Source organism: Kribbella qitaiheensis (assembly GCF_042657745.1).
Taxonomy (GTDB): domain Bacteria; phylum Actinomycetota; class Actinomycetes; order Propionibacteriales; family Kribbellaceae; genus Kribbella; species Kribbella qitaiheensis.
On the sequence record NZ_JBHSKE010000034.1, the window covers coordinates 45,220 to 60,033 of the forward strand.

Here is a 14,814-nt window from a genome sequence, read left to right on the forward strand (position 1 = left end):
ACAACCTCCCCGGTCACGACCAACCCCTCAGAGGCCGCCGTAGATCCTGGCCACCAGGTCGTGCAAGGTGGCGCGCTCGGTCGCCGACAACGGCGCCAGGGTCGTTTTCTCGACCTCCTGTACGACGGATCGCCCGGTGGCGAGTGCTCGGCGGCCCTTGGCGGTCATGGTGATCTGGTAGCGCCGCCGGTCGGCCGGGTCGCGGTCGCGCGCCACGAGGCGGTCCTCGATCAGCTCGTCCATCAGCCGGACCATGTCGCTCGGGTCGATCCCCAGGCCCGCGGCCAGTGCGTGCTGCGCGATGGGGCCGTGGTCGTCGAGTTCCGCCAGCGCGGCGAACTGCCACAGCGTGATTCCGGGCTTGTGCGCCAGCCGCTCCGCGATCACCCGGCGTCCCGCGACGGCCACCTTGTGCAGCACGAAGGTGGTGATCCCCGCGAGGGTCGACTCGTCCATCGGCTTATTGTAGGCTCGAACCAATCGTTGGTAATTCCCCACTATCTTTCGGAGCTCGAGATGGACGCGCTCTACCCGCGGCTGCTGGTCCGCGATTTCCATGCCACCGTTGAGTTCTACCGCGGCGTGCTGGACGAGCTGTTCGGCGTACAGCCGGTCAAGGTGATCGCCGAGGCGAGCTACGCGAACTGGGATCTCGAGAGGCAGGCTGGACTGGTGATCTTCGGCCGGTCGATGATCGCCGGCACCGTCGGGACGGACTCGTTGCCTGCCGAAGCACCGGCCCAGGACAAGGCGATGCTGGTCTTCAAGGTCGCGGACGTCGACGCCGCGACGAAGTCCTTCGAGAAGTTCGGCGCCACGCTCGTGACGGGACCGCAGGACCGGCCGCAGTGGGGACCGAACCTGCGCACCGCGCACCTCCGCGACCCCGAAGGCACTCTGCTCGAGCTGCAGTCCTACTGAGTGACCAGGCTGTCGACGGGGAGACGGCGGGTCTCGGTGAGGAGGAGAGCGACCTCGCGGAGCTTGACGTTGTGCTCCTGCGAGTAGCGGCGCAGTACTCCGAACGCCTGCCGGCCGTCGATCCCGAGCCGCTCCATCAGGATTCCCTGCGCCTGACCGACCAGCTTGTGCGCGTCGGCCGCCTGCCAGAGCGAGGCCTGGTCCTGCGCACTGGCCACCGCGACCGAGGCGTGCCGGGCCAGCACATACGCGACTTCCTCGTCCGCCGGCTGGAAGGCGTGCGGCCGCCGGTCGAACAATTGCAGGACCCCGAGCGCGCCGCCGTTCACGGCGAGCCGCACGGTCAGCACACTGCGCAGCCCCAGTTGGGCGATCCCGGTCGACCACGCCGGCCAGCGGATCTCCTGGCAACTGTCGGGCACCAGCAGGAGCTCGGCACCGTCGGCGACGGTCGCGTACGCGGGACCGACGCCGCTGTCCAGTTGCAGTTGGTCCGACAGCTCGATCAGCGGGTCGGTCGCCACGGCAGTCCGCAGCGTTCCGTTCCCGCCGGCCAGCACCAGCCCGGCGTACCCACACCCGACTGCGCTCAGGGCGAACTGCAACACGGCCTCGACCGTTTCGGTGACCCCGTGCTCACCGTGCAGTTCCTGAGCCAGCCGAGCGAAGGCCTCGGCGTTCGCAGTGTCCTCCAGCATTTCCGTCGCACCTCTCTCGCCCTGCTCCGGCCTCATGATGCGCCTGCGCACACCGCGGCGCACAACTTCCTCCGCCGAACTTATGCAGCACGCTCGGTGATGCCGTGACTCCGCACTTTTCGATCGGGGCTCGCCGGGGAACCGGAGAGCGAACTCTTCCGACCGAGAAGAAAGCTGAGATCGATGGGACTACCCGAGTCCATCCGCAACGCCGGCGAGCCCTGGACCGACCGCGACCTGGCCCGCCTCGAGGAACTCGCGGCCGAGAACATCCCGCCGTCGGTGATCGGCCTCCGGCTGGGCCGCCCGGAGGAGGCCATCCAGTACAAGGCCACCCAGGCCGGCATCACCCTCAGCCCGGACAACAGACCCCCATACGGCCTCTAGGGGCGCGCTCCGGCGATTTTGGGGGCGGAACGCGGTTAACTGGTGGGGCAGCAACCCGAGCGCACCCGCCGAGGGCGCCGGGCAGGCCGGAGGAGGACCACCGATGAGCTTCGACAGACCTGGCTTGCCGCACCCCGGACGCCCTGGGAACGAGCCCGATATCGACGACCTCTTCGAGGAGGAAGGCGTCGAGCTGGACGAGGACGGCGACCTGGACGGTCTGGACCACCCGGGCGCCAAGTCGGCCGGCCCCCAGCCGTACGTACCCCGCCACCCGGCCCACGAGGAACCGCCCAGCCCCGGAAACTGATCTGCGGGGACATCTGTTTGGACTACCGTGTGCTGATCACCGATCCACCGACCAGGGGTGGATCGGTCATCGGCAGACCAGTCATCGGCAGACGGGGAGGTGGCACGGCGTGGCTGTGACGATGCGGGATGTCGCGCTGCATGCCGGGGTGTCGCCGAAGACGGTCTCGAACGTGATGAACGGCTACCCGTACATCCGCGAGGCGACCCGGCTGAAGGTGCTCGCCTCGATCGACGCCCTCGGATACCAGATGAACCTGTCCGCCCGGAACCTGAAGTCCGGCCGGACCGGCATCATCGGCCTCGCCGTGCCCGAGCTGAGCCTGCCGTACTTCGCCGAGCTCGCCGACGCCGTCATCGACGCGGCCGAGGAACACGGCCTGACGGTGATGATCGAGCAGACCGGCGCCGACCGGCAACGCGAGCTGGCGGCGCTCGCCCGGCCGCGCGGTCACCTGGTCGACGGGTTGCTCTTCAGCCCGCTCGGTCTCGGCCACGACGACGCCGAGCACCTGCGCGTCTCGACCCCGATGGTGCTGCTCGGCGAACGGATCTTCCACGGACCGGTGGACCACGTGATGATCGACAACGTCACCGGCACCCGCGCGGCGGTCCAGCACCTGATCGAGCTGGGCCGGCGCCGGATCGCCGTGATCGGCACCCACCCCGGCGAGGTCGTCGGCACCGCCGTGATCCGGTACGACGCGGCCGCCAGCGCGATGACCGAAGCCGGCCTCGAACCGCTGCCACAGCTCGCCGTGCCGGCCGGTCCCTGGCATCGGGCCGACGGCGCGGCGGCGATGGAGAACCTGCTGGCCACGGGCGAGAAGTTCGACGCCGTGCTCGGGCTGAACGACACGCTCGCCCTCGGCGCCATCCGGGTACTGGCCAAGCACGGGATCCGGATCCCCGACGACGTGGCGGTGGTCGGCTTCGACGACATCGACGAGGCGCAGTACAGCACCCCGACGCTGACCACGGTCGACCCCGGCCGCGCCCAGATCGCCACCACCGCGGTCGAACTGCTGGTCGACCGGATGAACGGCGACGACTCCGACCACCGCGAGATCGTCGCCCCCTACGAGCTCCACCGCCGCGAATCCACCCTCGGCTGACCCCGAACCGCCCCCGCCGGCCGACGAGGTCTTGACGGTCCTCAGGTAGCCGGGCATCATCCTTCTACACCGATGTAGAAACACGCACCGGAGGTCCTGACCAGGGAGCCGGTGCGGCGCTGGAGCCTGCTCTCGTACTTGATCCACCACCGCCCCCACCCGTGATCCACCACCGCCAGGAGGACACGAAGATGACATCGATCAAGCCGTCCCGTCGCAGCCTGCTCGCCGGCACGCTCGGCCTGGCCGGCGGCCTCGCGCTCCCGGGCTGCGGCAGTCTCAGCCGCGACGCCCGGGTGCGGGAGTGGAACCTGTTCGGCGGCGGCGACGGCGCCCGGCTGCTGCAGATCCACGACAAGTTCGTTGCCGAGCACAAGGACATCGCCTTCGAGGCGCACACGCTCGCCTGGGGTCCGCCGTTCTACACCAAGCTCGCGATGTCCGCGGCCGGTGGACGGGCACCGGAGGTGGCGACGCTGCACCTGTCGCGCCTGAAGGGGTTCAGCCCGACCACGATGCTCGACCCGATCCCGGTCGACCTGCTCGCCAAGGCCGGCATCACCGAGCAGGACTTCCTGCCCGAGACGTGGAAGCGCTGCCTGGTCGACGGCACCCTGTACGCCGTACCGCTGGACCAGCATCCGTTCGTCCTCTACTACAACCTCGAGATCTGCAAGAAGGCCGGACTGCTCGGGCCGGACAACCGGATCAAACCGGTCAAGGGCATGGACGCGTTCCTCGAGATGCTCCAGGCGGTCAAGGAGACCACCGGCAAGTTCGCCGCGTCGGTCGAGACGACCAACCCGTGGCGCCTGTGGTGGACCCTGTACGGCCAACTCGAAGGCGAGTTCTTCGACGAGACCGGCACCCGGTTCGTCCTCGACGACGCGAAGGCGCTGGAAGCCCTGCAGTTGATGGGGAAACTCGCCGCCGACGGGTTGACGCCGAAGTCCTCCGACTATCCGTCGCTGGTCGCGCAGTTCACCAACGGGGACGCCGGGCTGAGCTTCAACGGCGAGTGGGAGGTGACCACCTACCAGACCGCGAAGATGCCGTTCAGCATGGCGCCGTTCCCGGTCGTGTACGACGTCCCGAAGTACGCCGGGGACGCGCACACGTTCGTGATGCCGCACCAGGCGTCGAGGAACTCCGACGACACCGCGGCCACGGTCGAGTACATCGCCTGGATGCTCAAGCACAGCGCCGAATGGGCGGCGGGCGGCCATATCCCGGCGTACCAGCCGGTGGTGGCGAGCCAGGAGTACCTGAACCTCAAGCCGCAGGCCGAGTACCGCTCGGTCGCGCCGGACGTGCTGTTCGACCCGGACGCGTGGTTCAGCGGCTCGGGTGCGCAGTTGCAGAACGAAGCGGGGGCTGCTTTCGCGGGGGTCTTCTCGGGCCGGACGACGCCACGCCAGGCGCTCGACCAGTTCAAGGCCGCCACCCAGAAGCTGCTCGACACCCCCTCCCCGGTCTGACAGGAGTGACCCGATGGCTGTGCAGACACCGACCCGAGACCAAGCCGGTACGCCGGACGCCGTGCGCCAGGCCGGCCCACCCGGCAACGGGAAACCCTGGACCGAGAAGTGGGGCGGGTTGTTCTTCGTCGCGCCGTTCGGCGTGCTCTTCGCCTTCTTCCTGCTCTGGCCGACGTTCTCCGGCCTCTGGAACAGCTTCTTCAACACCAGTCTCGCCGGAGTGAAGCAGGAGTTCCTCGGCCTGCAGAACTGGCGTGACATGTTCGGCGATCCGGCGGTCTGGGACTCGCTGAAGAACACCCTCGTCTTCACCGCGATGAGCACGCCGCCGCTGGTGATCATCGCCCTGGTGATGGCACTGCTCGCCAATCGCAAAGGGCTGCTCGGCTGGCTGCTGAGATTCTCGTACTTCGCGCCGTTCGTGCTGCCGGCGACGGTGGTCACGCTGATCTGGGTGTGGATCTACCAACCCGGCTTCGGCCTGGTGAACGGGCTGCTCACCGCCGGCGGGTTCGCCGAGATCGACTGGCTGAACGACGAGAACCGGGCGATGCTGGCCGTTGTGATCACCACGGTCTGGTGGACCGTGGGGTTCAACTTCCTGCTCTATCTCGCCGCCCTGCAGGGGATTCCCGACCAGGTCTACGAGGCCGCCGCGATCGACGGCGCGAACGGCCGGCAGAAGCTCTTCCGGATCACCCTGCCGCTGATGAGCCGGACCACCGGCCTGATCGTCGTGCTGCAACTGGTCGCGTCGCTGAAGATCTTCGACCAGATCTACCTGATGACCGATGGCGGTCCGAACTACGCGACCCGGCCGATCATCCAGTACATCTACGAGAGCGGCTTCACCAGCTACCGGATCGGCTACGCGTCCGCGATCTCGTACATGTTCTTCGTCGTCATCGTGATCGTCTCGGTGGCCCAGTTCAAGCTGTTCTCCAGCCGCAAGGAGGCCGGCCGATGACCACTCTCACGTTGCCCAGGGCCACAAAAGCCAACAAGGCCAGCGGACCGGTGGAGCCTCGGTTCACCTACCCCAAGGTCGCGATCGCCGTCGGCGCGGTGCTGCTGGCGATCCTCTGGCTCGTTCCGTTGCTGTGGGCCATCGACACGTCCCTGAAGCCTGAGCCGGAGACGACCCAGACACCGATCACCTGGTTGCCGACAGCACCCAGTGCCGAGGCGTACCGGCTGGTGCTCGACCAGGGTTCGATCCTGCGCTGGTTCCTGAACAGCACGATCGTGGCGGTCCTGGTGACCGCCCTGACCCTGCTGGTCTCCGTCCTCGCCGCCTACGGCTTCTCCCGTACTACGTTCCCCGGGCGGAGGGTGCTCTTCGGTCTGCTGATCGCGGGGATCCTGGTGCCGCCGCAGGTGCTGATCGTGCCGCTGTTCCAGGAGATGACCAGCCTCGGCCTGGTCGACACCTACTGGGGTGTGGTGCTGCCGCAGGTGGTCGCGCCGGTGATGGTGTTCGTGCTGAAGAAGTTCTTCGACGGCGTCTCGCGGGACTTCGAGGACGCGGCCCGGGTGGATGGCGCGACCCGGCTGCGGATCGTCTGGTCGGTGATGGTGCCGATGTCGCGCCCGATCCTCGTCGCCGTCGGCATCTTCACCTTCATCGGCGCCTGGAACAACTTCCTCTGGCCGTTCATCGTGACCACCGACCCGTCGATGATGACGATCCCGGTCGGCCTCGCCAACGTGCAGGGCTCCTACGGCCTGCGCTACGCCCAGATCATGGCTTCGGCCGTTCTCGGCGGACTCCCGCTGCTCGTCGTCTACGCCCTCTTCCAACGCCACGTGGTCCGCGGTGTCGGCGACGCCGGCATCAAGGGCTGAGCAGATGCCTTCCCCATCCCACCGCCCCGGTCATTCACCTACGACAGGAGCCACCTCGTGACCTCTGCTTCACTCGTCCTCGACCCCAGCTTCATCGTTGCCCCGGTCAACCGCCGGACGTTCGGCACCTTCGTGGAACACATGGGCCGCTGCGTCTACACCGGGATCTACGAGCCCGGCCACGCGACCGCTGACGAGGACGGCTTCCGCAAGGACGTGCTGGAGCTGACCCGTGAGCTCGGCGTCTCCCTGGTCCGGTACCCGGGCGGCAACTTCGTCTCCGGCTACCGCTGGGAGGACGGCGTCGGTCCCCGGGAGCACCGGCCCCGGCGGCTCGAGCTCGCCTGGCACAGCGTCGAGACGAACCAGTTCGGCCTCGACGAGTTCGTCCGCTGGTGCGCCAAGGCAGGGGTCGAACCGATGATGGCGATCAACCTCGGCACCCGCGGAGTACAGGAGGCACTCGACCTGCAGGAGTACGCGAACCACCCGGGCGGCACCGCGTGGTCCGACCTGCGCGCCGAGCATGGCGCCAGTTCGCCGTACGGGCTCAAGTTGTGGTGTCTGGGCAACGAGCTGGACGGGCCGTGGCAGATCGGGCACAAGACCGCCGCCGAGTACGGGCGGCTCGCAGCGGAGACCGCCCGGGCGATGCGGATGGTCGAGCCCGACCTGGAACTCGTTGCCTGTGGCTCCTCCGGCTCCGGGATGCCGACCTTCGGCAGCTGGGAGCGCGAGGTGCTGCGCGAGTGCTACGACCTGGTCGACCACATCTCCTGCCACGCGTACTACGGCGACGACAACGGCGACGTGGCGTCGTTCCTGGCCTCGGCCGTGGACATGGACCGCTTCATCGACTCGGTGGTCGCGAGCGCGGACCACGTCGGCGCGGAGCTGAAGAGCCGCAAGCGGATCGACATCTCCTTCGACGAGTGGAACGTCTGGTACAAGGACCGCTCGCGGCTGACCGACGGCCCGGGCGACCAGTGGGAGGTGGCACCGCGGCGGATCGAGGACGAGTACAACCTCGCCGACGCCGTTGTCGTCGGCAACCTGCTGATCTCGCTGCTCCGCCACAGTGACCGGGTCGCCGTCGCTTGCCTCGCGCAACTGGCGAACGTGATCGCCCCGATCATGACCGAGCCCGGCGGCCCGGCCTGGCGCCAGCCGACCTTCCACCCCTTCGCGATCACGTCCCGCCTCGCGGCCGGCTCCGTACTGCGGGTCGAGACATCCTCGCCGCTCGTCTCCACCGACAAGTTCGGGGAGGTCCCGGCCGTCGACGCGGTCGCGACGTACGACGAGGGCAAGCTCGCGGTCTTCCTGGTCAACCGCTCGGTGGACGAGGCCGTCGAGGTCACCGTGGACACCAGCCGCACACCGGTCACCGAAGTACTGGAAGCGCTGAGCATGTACGGCGACGACCGGCTGGCCGTGAACTCCGCCGAACACCCCGACCGGGTGGCCCCGCGGCCGAACGAGTCGGTGAAGCTGGAAGACGGGACCCTGACCGTCACCCTGCCCCCGATCTCGTGGACCGCCCTGAGCCTGCGGTGACCTGAGGCCGGGCCGCCCCGCCGGACTCCACGTTCAGCCAGTGGCGAACGAGGATCGCGGGGCGGCCCCCCGCGGTGCGACACTCGCGGCGTGACCACCCAGTCCGGCCCCACCCAGTCCGACCTCACCGACACAGGCCGAATCGAGGCGTTCAGCGACGGCGTCTTCGCGATCGCGATCACCTTGCTCGTGCTCGAGCTGCACGTTCCCGAGCTGGAGCCGGGTGAGGGGCTCTGGCCTGCGCTGCTGCACGAGTGGCCGCAGTTCGCCGCCTACCTGACCAGCTTCGCCATCATCGGCATCATGTGGGTCAACCACCACTCGATGTTCCGGCAGATCCAGCGGGCCGACCGCGGGTTGATGTTCCTGAATCTGGGGTTGTTGCTCTGGACCGCGCTGCTGCCCTTCCCGACCAGCCTGTTCGCCGAGTACCTGCAGGACGACTCGTCCGACGCGCACGTCGCGGCGGCCGTCTACAGCACCAACCTCACGCTGGCCGCGATCGCCTTCAGCAGCATCTGGTGGTACGTGCTCCGAAACCATCTCGTCGACCACGACCTGAACCGTTCGCAGCTCCGCAGGTCCGTACTGCGGTACTCGGTGGGCACGGTGCTCTACGCCGCCGCGATCGGGCTGTCCTTCATCTCCGCGCCGTTGACCTTGCTGGTGCAGTTCCTGCTCGCCGTGTACTACGGCTTCGAGCAGCTCCGCACTCGCAGCTGACCTCTCACCGGTGTCCGCCACCACCAGAGCAGGAGGCCTCCGTGGCCGGACTGGCTGGATCGCTACGCCGGGTCAGCAGGAGTTCGTTGAGGATTCCTCCTGAGTGCCTTGCCAGTGGGCTGTCCCACGGGGAGCCTGAGGGGACTGGTTCCGCTGCTGCCGTGGGGAGATCGCATGTTCGACTACGACCTGGTGGTGATCGGTTCGGGACCCGGTGGGCAGAAGGCCGCGATCGCGGGGGCCAAGCTCGGGCGGAAGGTCGCGGTGGTGGAGCGCGGCTCGATGCTCGGCGGCGTCTGCGTGAACACCGGGACCATCCCGTCGAAGACCCTGCGCGAGGCCGTGCTCTACCTGACCGGCATGGCCCTGCGCGACCTGTACGGCGCGAGCTACCGGGTGAAGGCCGACATCACCATCGCGGATCTGATGGCGCGGACCCAGCATGTCGTCGGCCGTGAGGTCGAGGTGGTGCGTGCGCAACTCCTGCGCAACCACGTCGAGCTCCTGCAGGGCACGGCGAGTTTCCTCGATCCGCACACGGTCCGGGTGATCGGGAGCGGCCGCGGCGAGTCGAGCACGATCACCGCGGACAAGGTGGTGATCGCGACCGGGACCAGGCCCGCGCGGCCGCCGGAGATCGAGTTCGACGACCGGTACGTGCTCGACTCCGACGCGATCCTCAAGCTGGAGAAGGTGCCCACCTCGATGGTGGTGGTCGGCGCCGGCGTGATCGGGATCGAGTACGCGTCGATGTTCGCCGCGCTCGGCACCCGGGTGACGGTGGTGGAGAAGCGCGACCGGATGCTGGAGTTCTGCGACCCGGAGGTGGTCGAGTCGCTCAAGTTCCACCTGCGCGACCAGGCGGTCACCTTCCGGTTCGGCGAGGAGGTCGAGCGGGTCGAGGTCTCCGCGCGCGGCACGGTGACCTCACTGGCCAGCGGCAAACGGATCCCCGCCGAGATGGTGATGTACTCCGCCGGCCGCCAGGGCGTCACCGACGAGCTGAACCTGACCTCCGCCGGTCTCGAGGCGGACTCCCGCGGCCGGATCAAGGTCGACGAGCACTACCGGACCACCGTCGAGCACATCTACGCGGTCGGCGACGTGATCGGATTCCCCGCCCTCGCCGCGAACAGCATGGACCAGGGCCGCCTCGCGGCGTACCACGCCTTCGGCGAACCGGCGCGCGAACTGGCCGGGCTGCAGCCGATCGGCATCTACACGATCCCCGAGGTCTCGTACTGCGGCGCCACCGAGGAGGAGCTGACCCGCTCCTCCGTCCCCTACGAGGTCGGCGTCTCCCGTTACCGCGAGCTCGCCCGTGGCCAGATCCTCGGCGACACCTACGGCATGCTCAAGCTCCTGGTCTCCACCGAGGACCGCACCCTGCTCGGCGTCCACGTCTTCGGCACCAACGCCACCGACCTGGTCCACATCGGTCAGGCCATCATGGGCTGCGGCGGCACCGTCGACTACCTCGTCGACACCGTCCTCAACTACCCCACCCTCTCCGAGGCCTACAAAGTCGCCGCCCTCGACGTAACCAACAAAATCCGAGCCCTGGAAGCCTTTGGTTCCTAGCGCGTGCGGCTGAAGTGGGTGACCTGTACTCCGGGGGCGATGGTGGTCCGGCCGGTCTCGGTGTAGCCGCGGGAGAGGTAGAGGGCGGTGGCTGGGTGGTTGGCGCTGCCGGTGGAGACGAGGCTGGCGGGGCGGGGTTCGACGGCGTCCAGGTGGTCCAGGAGGGCGCGGCCGTGACCTCGGCGGGCGTGCGCCGGGTCGACGACCAGGCGGCTGATCTCGACCGTCGACTCGTCGGGGAACTCGTAGGCGACGGCCGCGACCAGGGTGTCGCCCTCGTAGCGGCCGAGCCAGTGTTCGGTGGACGCCATCAGCCCGGCGAGGTCTTCCTGCAGCGGCGGGATTCCGTCGAAGCCGATCAGTTCCGCCTCGACCGCGTACGCCAAGTGCTGCACGACGAGCACCCGCTTGGCGGTCTCGGGATCGGCCAGGTCGAGCGCACGAATCATCCCGCCACGCTAACGCCCACCCACACCCACCGCCCACCAATTACCTCCGCACAGCGCGAGTACGGGTCAGGCGGCTCGCCAGTAGCCGAGGGAGTGGATTCGGGTTTTGGGGATTGCCAGGTCCTTGAGGGCGTAGGAGGTGAGGGCGCGAGTGGTGGCGGTGTCGCAGGCGATCCAGACGAAGCTGTTGGCGGGGACGTCGATCAGGTCAGGCAGGGTCGCCTTGACCTCGGTGACCAGTTGGTCGTCCTTGCGCGGGACCGTGCGGAGATCGTGATTCTCCGGGTCGAGGCGCAGCGGCAAATCGTGGTCGGAGTCGTGCGAGGTCTCGAACCAGATCGTCGCGGGGACCTTCGGCGCCACCGACAGCAGCGAGTTGATCGCCGGCAACGAGGCCGGGTCGCCGATCACGAGCATCCGCGGCGGCAGCGGATCAGGTACTTCGAACCCCGTCCCCTGCACCGTCGCGTCGATCGTGTCGCCGGGCTCCGCCTGGCGGGACCAGTCGCTCGCGCACCCGTCGTGCAGCGCGAACTCCAGGCTGAACCTGCCCACCTCGACGTCCGGATCGACCAGCGTGTAGGCGCGCCGGTGCGGCTTGCCGGCGTTGTCGAACCACAGCCGCACCCACATGGTCGGATGTACGCCGGTCGCCTCCAGCATGCCGCCGTCGGTGAAGTGCACTCGCCGGTAGCGTTCGGTGACCTGCTCAGCGCCCGTCACGGTGAGCACGAAGTCCTTGCCGCGGAACAGCTTGAGAACCACGCCCTCCCAGCCACGCCCCACTGCTGCCTCCTCCTGGATGATTGCCTCGTTGCGGCGGAAGTATCCGACTTGTAAGTTAGCGCAGCCTAACCTAACTGAAAGCAGGATGACGAGAGTGAACGCCAAGGTCTTCAGGGACGCCTGGGGTGTACCGCACTTGAGGGCCGGCGACCCGCTCGCACTCGCCTATCTCCAAGGCCGCAACGCGGCGGCCGACCGCGCCTGGCAGATCGAGCTGGAGCGACGCCGCTTCCTCGGCACCAGCGCCGCTTTCCTCGGACCCGAGGCCCTCGGCTGGGACGTGTTCGCGCGTCAGGCCCGCCTCGACGACACGGCGCAACGCTGCTACCAGAACCTCGACGACAACACCCGGGAGTGGATCTCGGCGTACGTGGCCGGCGTCAACCACGGTCTGCCGGGCGGCGCTCAGCGGGCGCCCGAGTTCGCCGCCACGGGACTCACCCTGCAGGAGTGGGAGCCGTGGGCGCCGGTCGGGATCTGGTTGGCCGTGCACGTGCTGTTCGCCGGGTTCCCGACCAAACTCTGGCGCGAGCACGTCGCCCACCACCTCGGCGACGCGGCGATCGACCTCTTCAACTCCGAAGGCCCCCGTACCGCGGGCAGCAACGGGTGGCTCATCTCCGGCGACCGCACCGCGACCGGTACTCCGATCGTCGCGGGCGACCCGCATCGCTACATCGAGAGCCCGGGCGTCTACCAGCAGCTCCGGCTGGCCTGCCCGGAGTACGACGTGGTCGGTCTGGCGGTTCCAGGGATCCCCGGGATGGCGCACTTCGGGCACACCGGCGGCGTGGCCTGGGCGATCACCAACGCGATGGCGGACTACCAGGACCTGTTCAACGAGCAACTCCGGCGGACGGGATCGGGTAGCGAGTCCGGGGTCGAGGCGCTCGGGCCGGATGGCTGGCAGCGGGCGACGCGGCACACCGAGATGGTCGAGGTCGCAGGGGCCGAGCCGGCGGAGATCGAGGTGATCGAGACCGACCGCGGCCCGGTGATCATCGGCGGACCCGGCCAGAGCCAGGCGATCAGCCTGCGGTATCCGCCACGGGTGACCGGACGCATCGGTTTCGAGACCCTTCCCGCGTTGCTCAAGGCAACCACCGTCGCCGACGTGGACGCTGCCTTCGATCCCTGGATGGAGCCCGTCAACGTCGTGATGGCGGCAGACACCTCCGGCGGACTCCTGCACCGGACCGCCGGCGTAGTGCCCCGACGCCACCCGGACAACTGGCTGCGCGTCGTACCCGCCTGGGAAGCCGATCACCAGTGGCAGGGCTGGCACGATCCCATGCCGCGCGCCGAGGTCGACGGCGTCGCGGTGATGGCGAACGCGCGCGAGTTGGCCGAGCCGCTGGGGGTGGATTTCGCCGCACCATTCCGATCTCGGCGGATCAGGCAGCTACTCGACGAGAGGTCCGACTGGACCGTTGCCGAGATGCCCTCGATCCATAGCGACACCTGGCTCGGATCGGCGGAACTGATCCTGGATCTCCTGGCAGGGTTGGAAGAGCTGTCGCCGGAGGCAACCGCCTTGCGTGAGCAGTTGCTCGCCTGGGATCGCCGGATGGATGCCGCCAGCAACGTTGCCTGCAGCTACGCGGCGGTCCGGAAGGCGCTCATCCGCCGGCTGGCCGAGCACCCCGGACTTGCCGTCCTCGACGAGGATGTCGACTCCTCCGAACTCTTCCTGCCGTGGCTCGACACGCTCACCCACACGTCGTTCGCGCTCGAGAATCTACTCACCACCGACCTGTTGCCGGACCTCAACGTCACCTGGCTGGTCAAGGAAGCTCTCGAAGAGGTGGCATCCCGCAAACCCCGAGGACCGTGGGGAGACACCCATCACCTCGCTCCCTTGCATGCGCTGGGAGGGCCGGTGTTCGCCGCGGGCGAGGAGAACTTCGAGCTGACGTTGTCCGGCGACCACCACTGCGTGATGTCCACCTCGAGCCTGCCGGGCCTCACCGACGTCTGCATCAGAGCGTCTGCCGCCCGGTTTGCGTGGGACCTCGGCGACCGCTCGGCCAGTCAGTGGATCGTGCCGCTCGGCGCGTCCGGAGTACTTGGTGATCCGCACCATCACGACCAGTTGCCGCTCTGGTTGCGCGGCGAACTCGCGTCGATCGAGATCGACTGGGACAAGCTCACCGCCGAGGACGACACGTTCGAACAGGTGGTGGGCGGCTTCGGCACGGTTCGCGTCGTACCGGTCGAACCGCAGCGGGACCTCGACCTGATCCAAGGCTGGGTCTCTGCCGAACGCGCGCGCTTCTGGGGGATGGCCGACCAGTCGCGCGACGAGGTGCTCGGCATCTACGAGTTCCTCGACTCGTTGCCCACGCACCACGTTTACCTCGTCCATCTCGATGACCACCCGGTCGCGCTGCTCCAGACCTATGACCCGCAGGCGGATCCTGTCGGCGAGGTGTACGACGTACGGGCGGGCGATATCGGCTCCCACCTGCTGATCGCACCGGGCGACTGGCGTCGGGGCTTCACCGAGGATCTGCTCGGCGTCCTAGGGTCGTTCCTGCTGAACCACCTCGGACATCCGCGGCTGGTGGCCGAACCCGATGCGCGCAACGACAAGGCCGTGGCCCGGCTGAAGCGAACCGGCTTCACGCTGGGCCCGCAGGTAGCCATCGCCCAACACGACGGCTCGACGAAGCAGGCTCAGCTCGGCTTCATGACCAGGGAGGTCTTCAACCGGTTCATGGCGAGGGAGTAACCGCACGCCGGTCCTCCATCAAAGCCGCTGACCGTGGCTGGCTGCTCGACCGGGCCAGCTGATGGAGGACCACCGCGGCGAGATCGCCACCATGGTGGTCGCCGTCGGCGACTGAGGCTTGTGAAGCGCGCAGCGCTGCGCCCGGGTGCTGTGGGCTACCCGGGCGCGGCTCTGTCTAGTGGCAGAAAGTCGTCGGGTGCGAGGCGCCGAGGGCGGTCAGGTCTGGCGGGACTG

Annotated in this window: 15 protein-coding genes; 11 read left to right on the top strand and 4 right to left on the bottom strand. The window is 68.3% G+C overall.

Annotated elements, in window-relative coordinates; all coding sequences use genetic code 11:
* Nucleotides 1-27: 27 nt before the first annotated feature.
* Complete coding sequence (locus ACFPJ1_RS22745; RefSeq protein ID WP_380106785.1) at nucleotides 28-456, bottom strand: MarR family winged helix-turn-helix transcriptional regulator; 429 nt, start codon at nucleotides 454-456, stop codon at nucleotides 28-30.
* A gap of 60 nt (nucleotides 457-516) precedes the next feature.
* On the opposite strand from ACFPJ1_RS22745, the gene ACFPJ1_RS22750 reads away from it, so the two are divergent.
* Nucleotides 517-921, top strand: coding sequence for a VOC family protein (locus ACFPJ1_RS22750; protein WP_380106787.1), 405 nt, complete (start codon nucleotides 517-519; stop codon nucleotides 919-921).
* Here the strand turns inward: ACFPJ1_RS22750 and ACFPJ1_RS22755 are convergent.
* Entirely contained in the window at nucleotides 915-1,619 is a 705-nt protein-coding gene (locus ACFPJ1_RS22755; protein ID WP_380106789.1) for an ANTAR domain-containing protein, read from the bottom strand. The genes ACFPJ1_RS22750 and ACFPJ1_RS22755 overlap by 7 nt on opposite strands.
* Before the next feature lie 183 nt (nucleotides 1,620-1,802).
* Here ACFPJ1_RS22755 and ACFPJ1_RS22760 point away from each other — a divergent pair, with 183 nt between their 5' ends.
* From ACFPJ1_RS22760 to sthA, 9 genes are all read left to right on the top strand, one after another.
* Nucleotides 1,803-2,006 carry a hypothetical protein gene (locus ACFPJ1_RS22760; RefSeq protein WP_380106790.1) on the top strand — a complete coding sequence of 68 codons (204 nt, stop codon included), beginning with the start codon at nucleotides 1,803-1,805 and terminating at the stop codon, nucleotides 2,004-2,006.
* A 103-nt stretch (nucleotides 2,007-2,109) separates the two neighbouring features.
* A complete protein-coding gene (locus tag ACFPJ1_RS22765) occupies nucleotides 2,110-2,316 on the top strand; it encodes a hypothetical protein (RefSeq protein ID WP_380106792.1) in 207 nt (68 codons plus the stop codon).
* 109 nt (nucleotides 2,317-2,425) lie between these two features.
* Nucleotides 2,426-3,430, top strand: coding sequence for a LacI family DNA-binding transcriptional regulator (locus ACFPJ1_RS22770; protein ID WP_380106794.1), 1,005 nt, complete (start codon nucleotides 2,426-2,428; stop codon nucleotides 3,428-3,430).
* Nucleotides 3,431-3,621: 191 nt separating this feature from the next.
* Nucleotides 3,622-4,908: an extracellular solute-binding protein gene (locus tag ACFPJ1_RS22775; protein WP_380106796.1), complete on the top strand. Its 1,287-nt coding sequence runs from the start codon at nucleotides 3,622-3,624 to the stop codon at nucleotides 4,906-4,908.
* 13 nt (nucleotides 4,909-4,921) lie between these two features.
* Nucleotides 4,922-5,875, top strand: a complete 954-nt coding sequence (locus ACFPJ1_RS22780) for a carbohydrate ABC transporter permease (protein ID WP_380106798.1) — start codon at nucleotides 4,922-4,924, stop codon at nucleotides 5,873-5,875.
* Nucleotides 5,872-6,753, top strand: coding sequence for a carbohydrate ABC transporter permease (locus ACFPJ1_RS22785; protein ID WP_380106800.1), 882 nt, complete (start codon nucleotides 5,872-5,874; stop codon nucleotides 6,751-6,753). The genes ACFPJ1_RS22780 and ACFPJ1_RS22785 overlap by 4 nt, the downstream gene beginning before the upstream one ends.
* Before the next feature lie 57 nt (nucleotides 6,754-6,810).
* Nucleotides 6,811-8,310: an arabinosylfuranosidase ArfA gene (arfA, locus tag ACFPJ1_RS22790; RefSeq protein ID WP_380106802.1), complete on the top strand. Its 1,500-nt coding sequence runs from the start codon at nucleotides 6,811-6,813 to the stop codon at nucleotides 8,308-8,310.
* Between the two features lie 90 nt (nucleotides 8,311-8,400).
* On the top strand, nucleotides 8,401-9,033 hold the full coding sequence (locus ACFPJ1_RS22795; RefSeq protein ID WP_380106803.1) for a TMEM175 family protein: 633 nt from the start codon (nucleotides 8,401-8,403) through the stop codon (nucleotides 9,031-9,033).
* Between the two features lie 174 nt (nucleotides 9,034-9,207).
* On the top strand, nucleotides 9,208-10,614 hold the full coding sequence (gene sthA, locus ACFPJ1_RS22800; protein WP_380106804.1) for a Si-specific NAD(P)(+) transhydrogenase: 1,407 nt from the start codon (nucleotides 9,208-9,210) through the stop codon (nucleotides 10,612-10,614).
* On the opposite strand, the gene ACFPJ1_RS22805 is transcribed toward sthA, so the two are convergent.
* A complete protein-coding gene (locus ACFPJ1_RS22805) occupies nucleotides 10,611-11,063 on the bottom strand; it encodes a GNAT family N-acetyltransferase (RefSeq protein ID WP_380106806.1) in 453 nt (150 codons plus the stop codon). The two genes, sthA and ACFPJ1_RS22805, sit on opposite strands and share 4 nt — an antisense overlap.
* A 66-nt stretch (nucleotides 11,064-11,129) precedes the next feature.
* Nucleotides 11,130-11,849: a siderophore-interacting protein gene (locus tag ACFPJ1_RS22810; protein ID WP_380106808.1), complete on the bottom strand. Its 720-nt coding sequence runs from the start codon at nucleotides 11,847-11,849 to the stop codon at nucleotides 11,130-11,132.
* Nucleotides 11,850-11,934: 85 nt separating this feature from the next.
* Here ACFPJ1_RS22810 and ACFPJ1_RS22815 point away from each other — a divergent pair, with 85 nt between their 5' ends.
* Nucleotides 11,935-14,580 (top strand): GNAT family N-acetyltransferase, encoded by a 2,646-nt coding sequence (locus ACFPJ1_RS22815; protein WP_380106809.1) that lies wholly within the window; start codon nucleotides 11,935-11,937, stop codon nucleotides 14,578-14,580.
* Nucleotides 14,581-14,814: the final 234 nt, after the last annotated feature.

What these genes read in the sequence shown, in the direction of transcription:
- ACFPJ1_RS22755 (WP_380106789.1), bottom strand. Translation starts at nt 1,619, where the DNA reads ATGCTGGAGGACACTGCGAACGCCGAGGCCTTCGCTCGGCTGGCTCAG.
- ACFPJ1_RS22780 (WP_380106798.1), top strand. Translation starts at nt 4,922, where the DNA reads ATGGCTGTGCAGACACCGACCCGAGACCAAGCCGGTACGCCGGACGCC.
- ACFPJ1_RS22750 (WP_380106787.1), top strand. Translation starts at nt 517, where the DNA reads ATGGACGCGCTCTACCCGCGGCTGCTGGTCCGCGATTTCCATGCCACC.
- ACFPJ1_RS22775 (WP_380106796.1), top strand. Translation starts at nt 3,622, where the DNA reads ATGACATCGATCAAGCCGTCCCGTCGCAGCCTGCTCGCCGGCACGCTC.
- ACFPJ1_RS22815 (WP_380106809.1), top strand. Translation starts at nt 11,935, where the DNA reads ATGACGAGAGTGAACGCCAAGGTCTTCAGGGACGCCTGGGGTGTACCG.
- ACFPJ1_RS22745 (WP_380106785.1), bottom strand. Translation starts at nt 456, where the DNA reads ATGGACGAGTCGACCCTCGCGGGGATCACCACCTTCGTGCTGCACAAG.
- ACFPJ1_RS22805 (WP_380106806.1), bottom strand. Translation starts at nt 11,063, where the DNA reads ATGATTCGTGCGCTCGACCTGGCCGATCCCGAGACCGCCAAGCGGGTG.
- ACFPJ1_RS22765 (WP_380106792.1), top strand. Translation starts at nt 2,110, where the DNA reads ATGAGCTTCGACAGACCTGGCTTGCCGCACCCCGGACGCCCTGGGAAC.
- ACFPJ1_RS22785 (WP_380106800.1), top strand. Translation starts at nt 5,872, where the DNA reads ATGACCACTCTCACGTTGCCCAGGGCCACAAAAGCCAACAAGGCCAGC.
- ACFPJ1_RS22760 (WP_380106790.1), top strand. Translation starts at nt 1,803, where the DNA reads ATGGGACTACCCGAGTCCATCCGCAACGCCGGCGAGCCCTGGACCGAC.
- sthA (WP_380106804.1), top strand. Translation starts at nt 9,208, where the DNA reads ATGTTCGACTACGACCTGGTGGTGATCGGTTCGGGACCCGGTGGGCAG.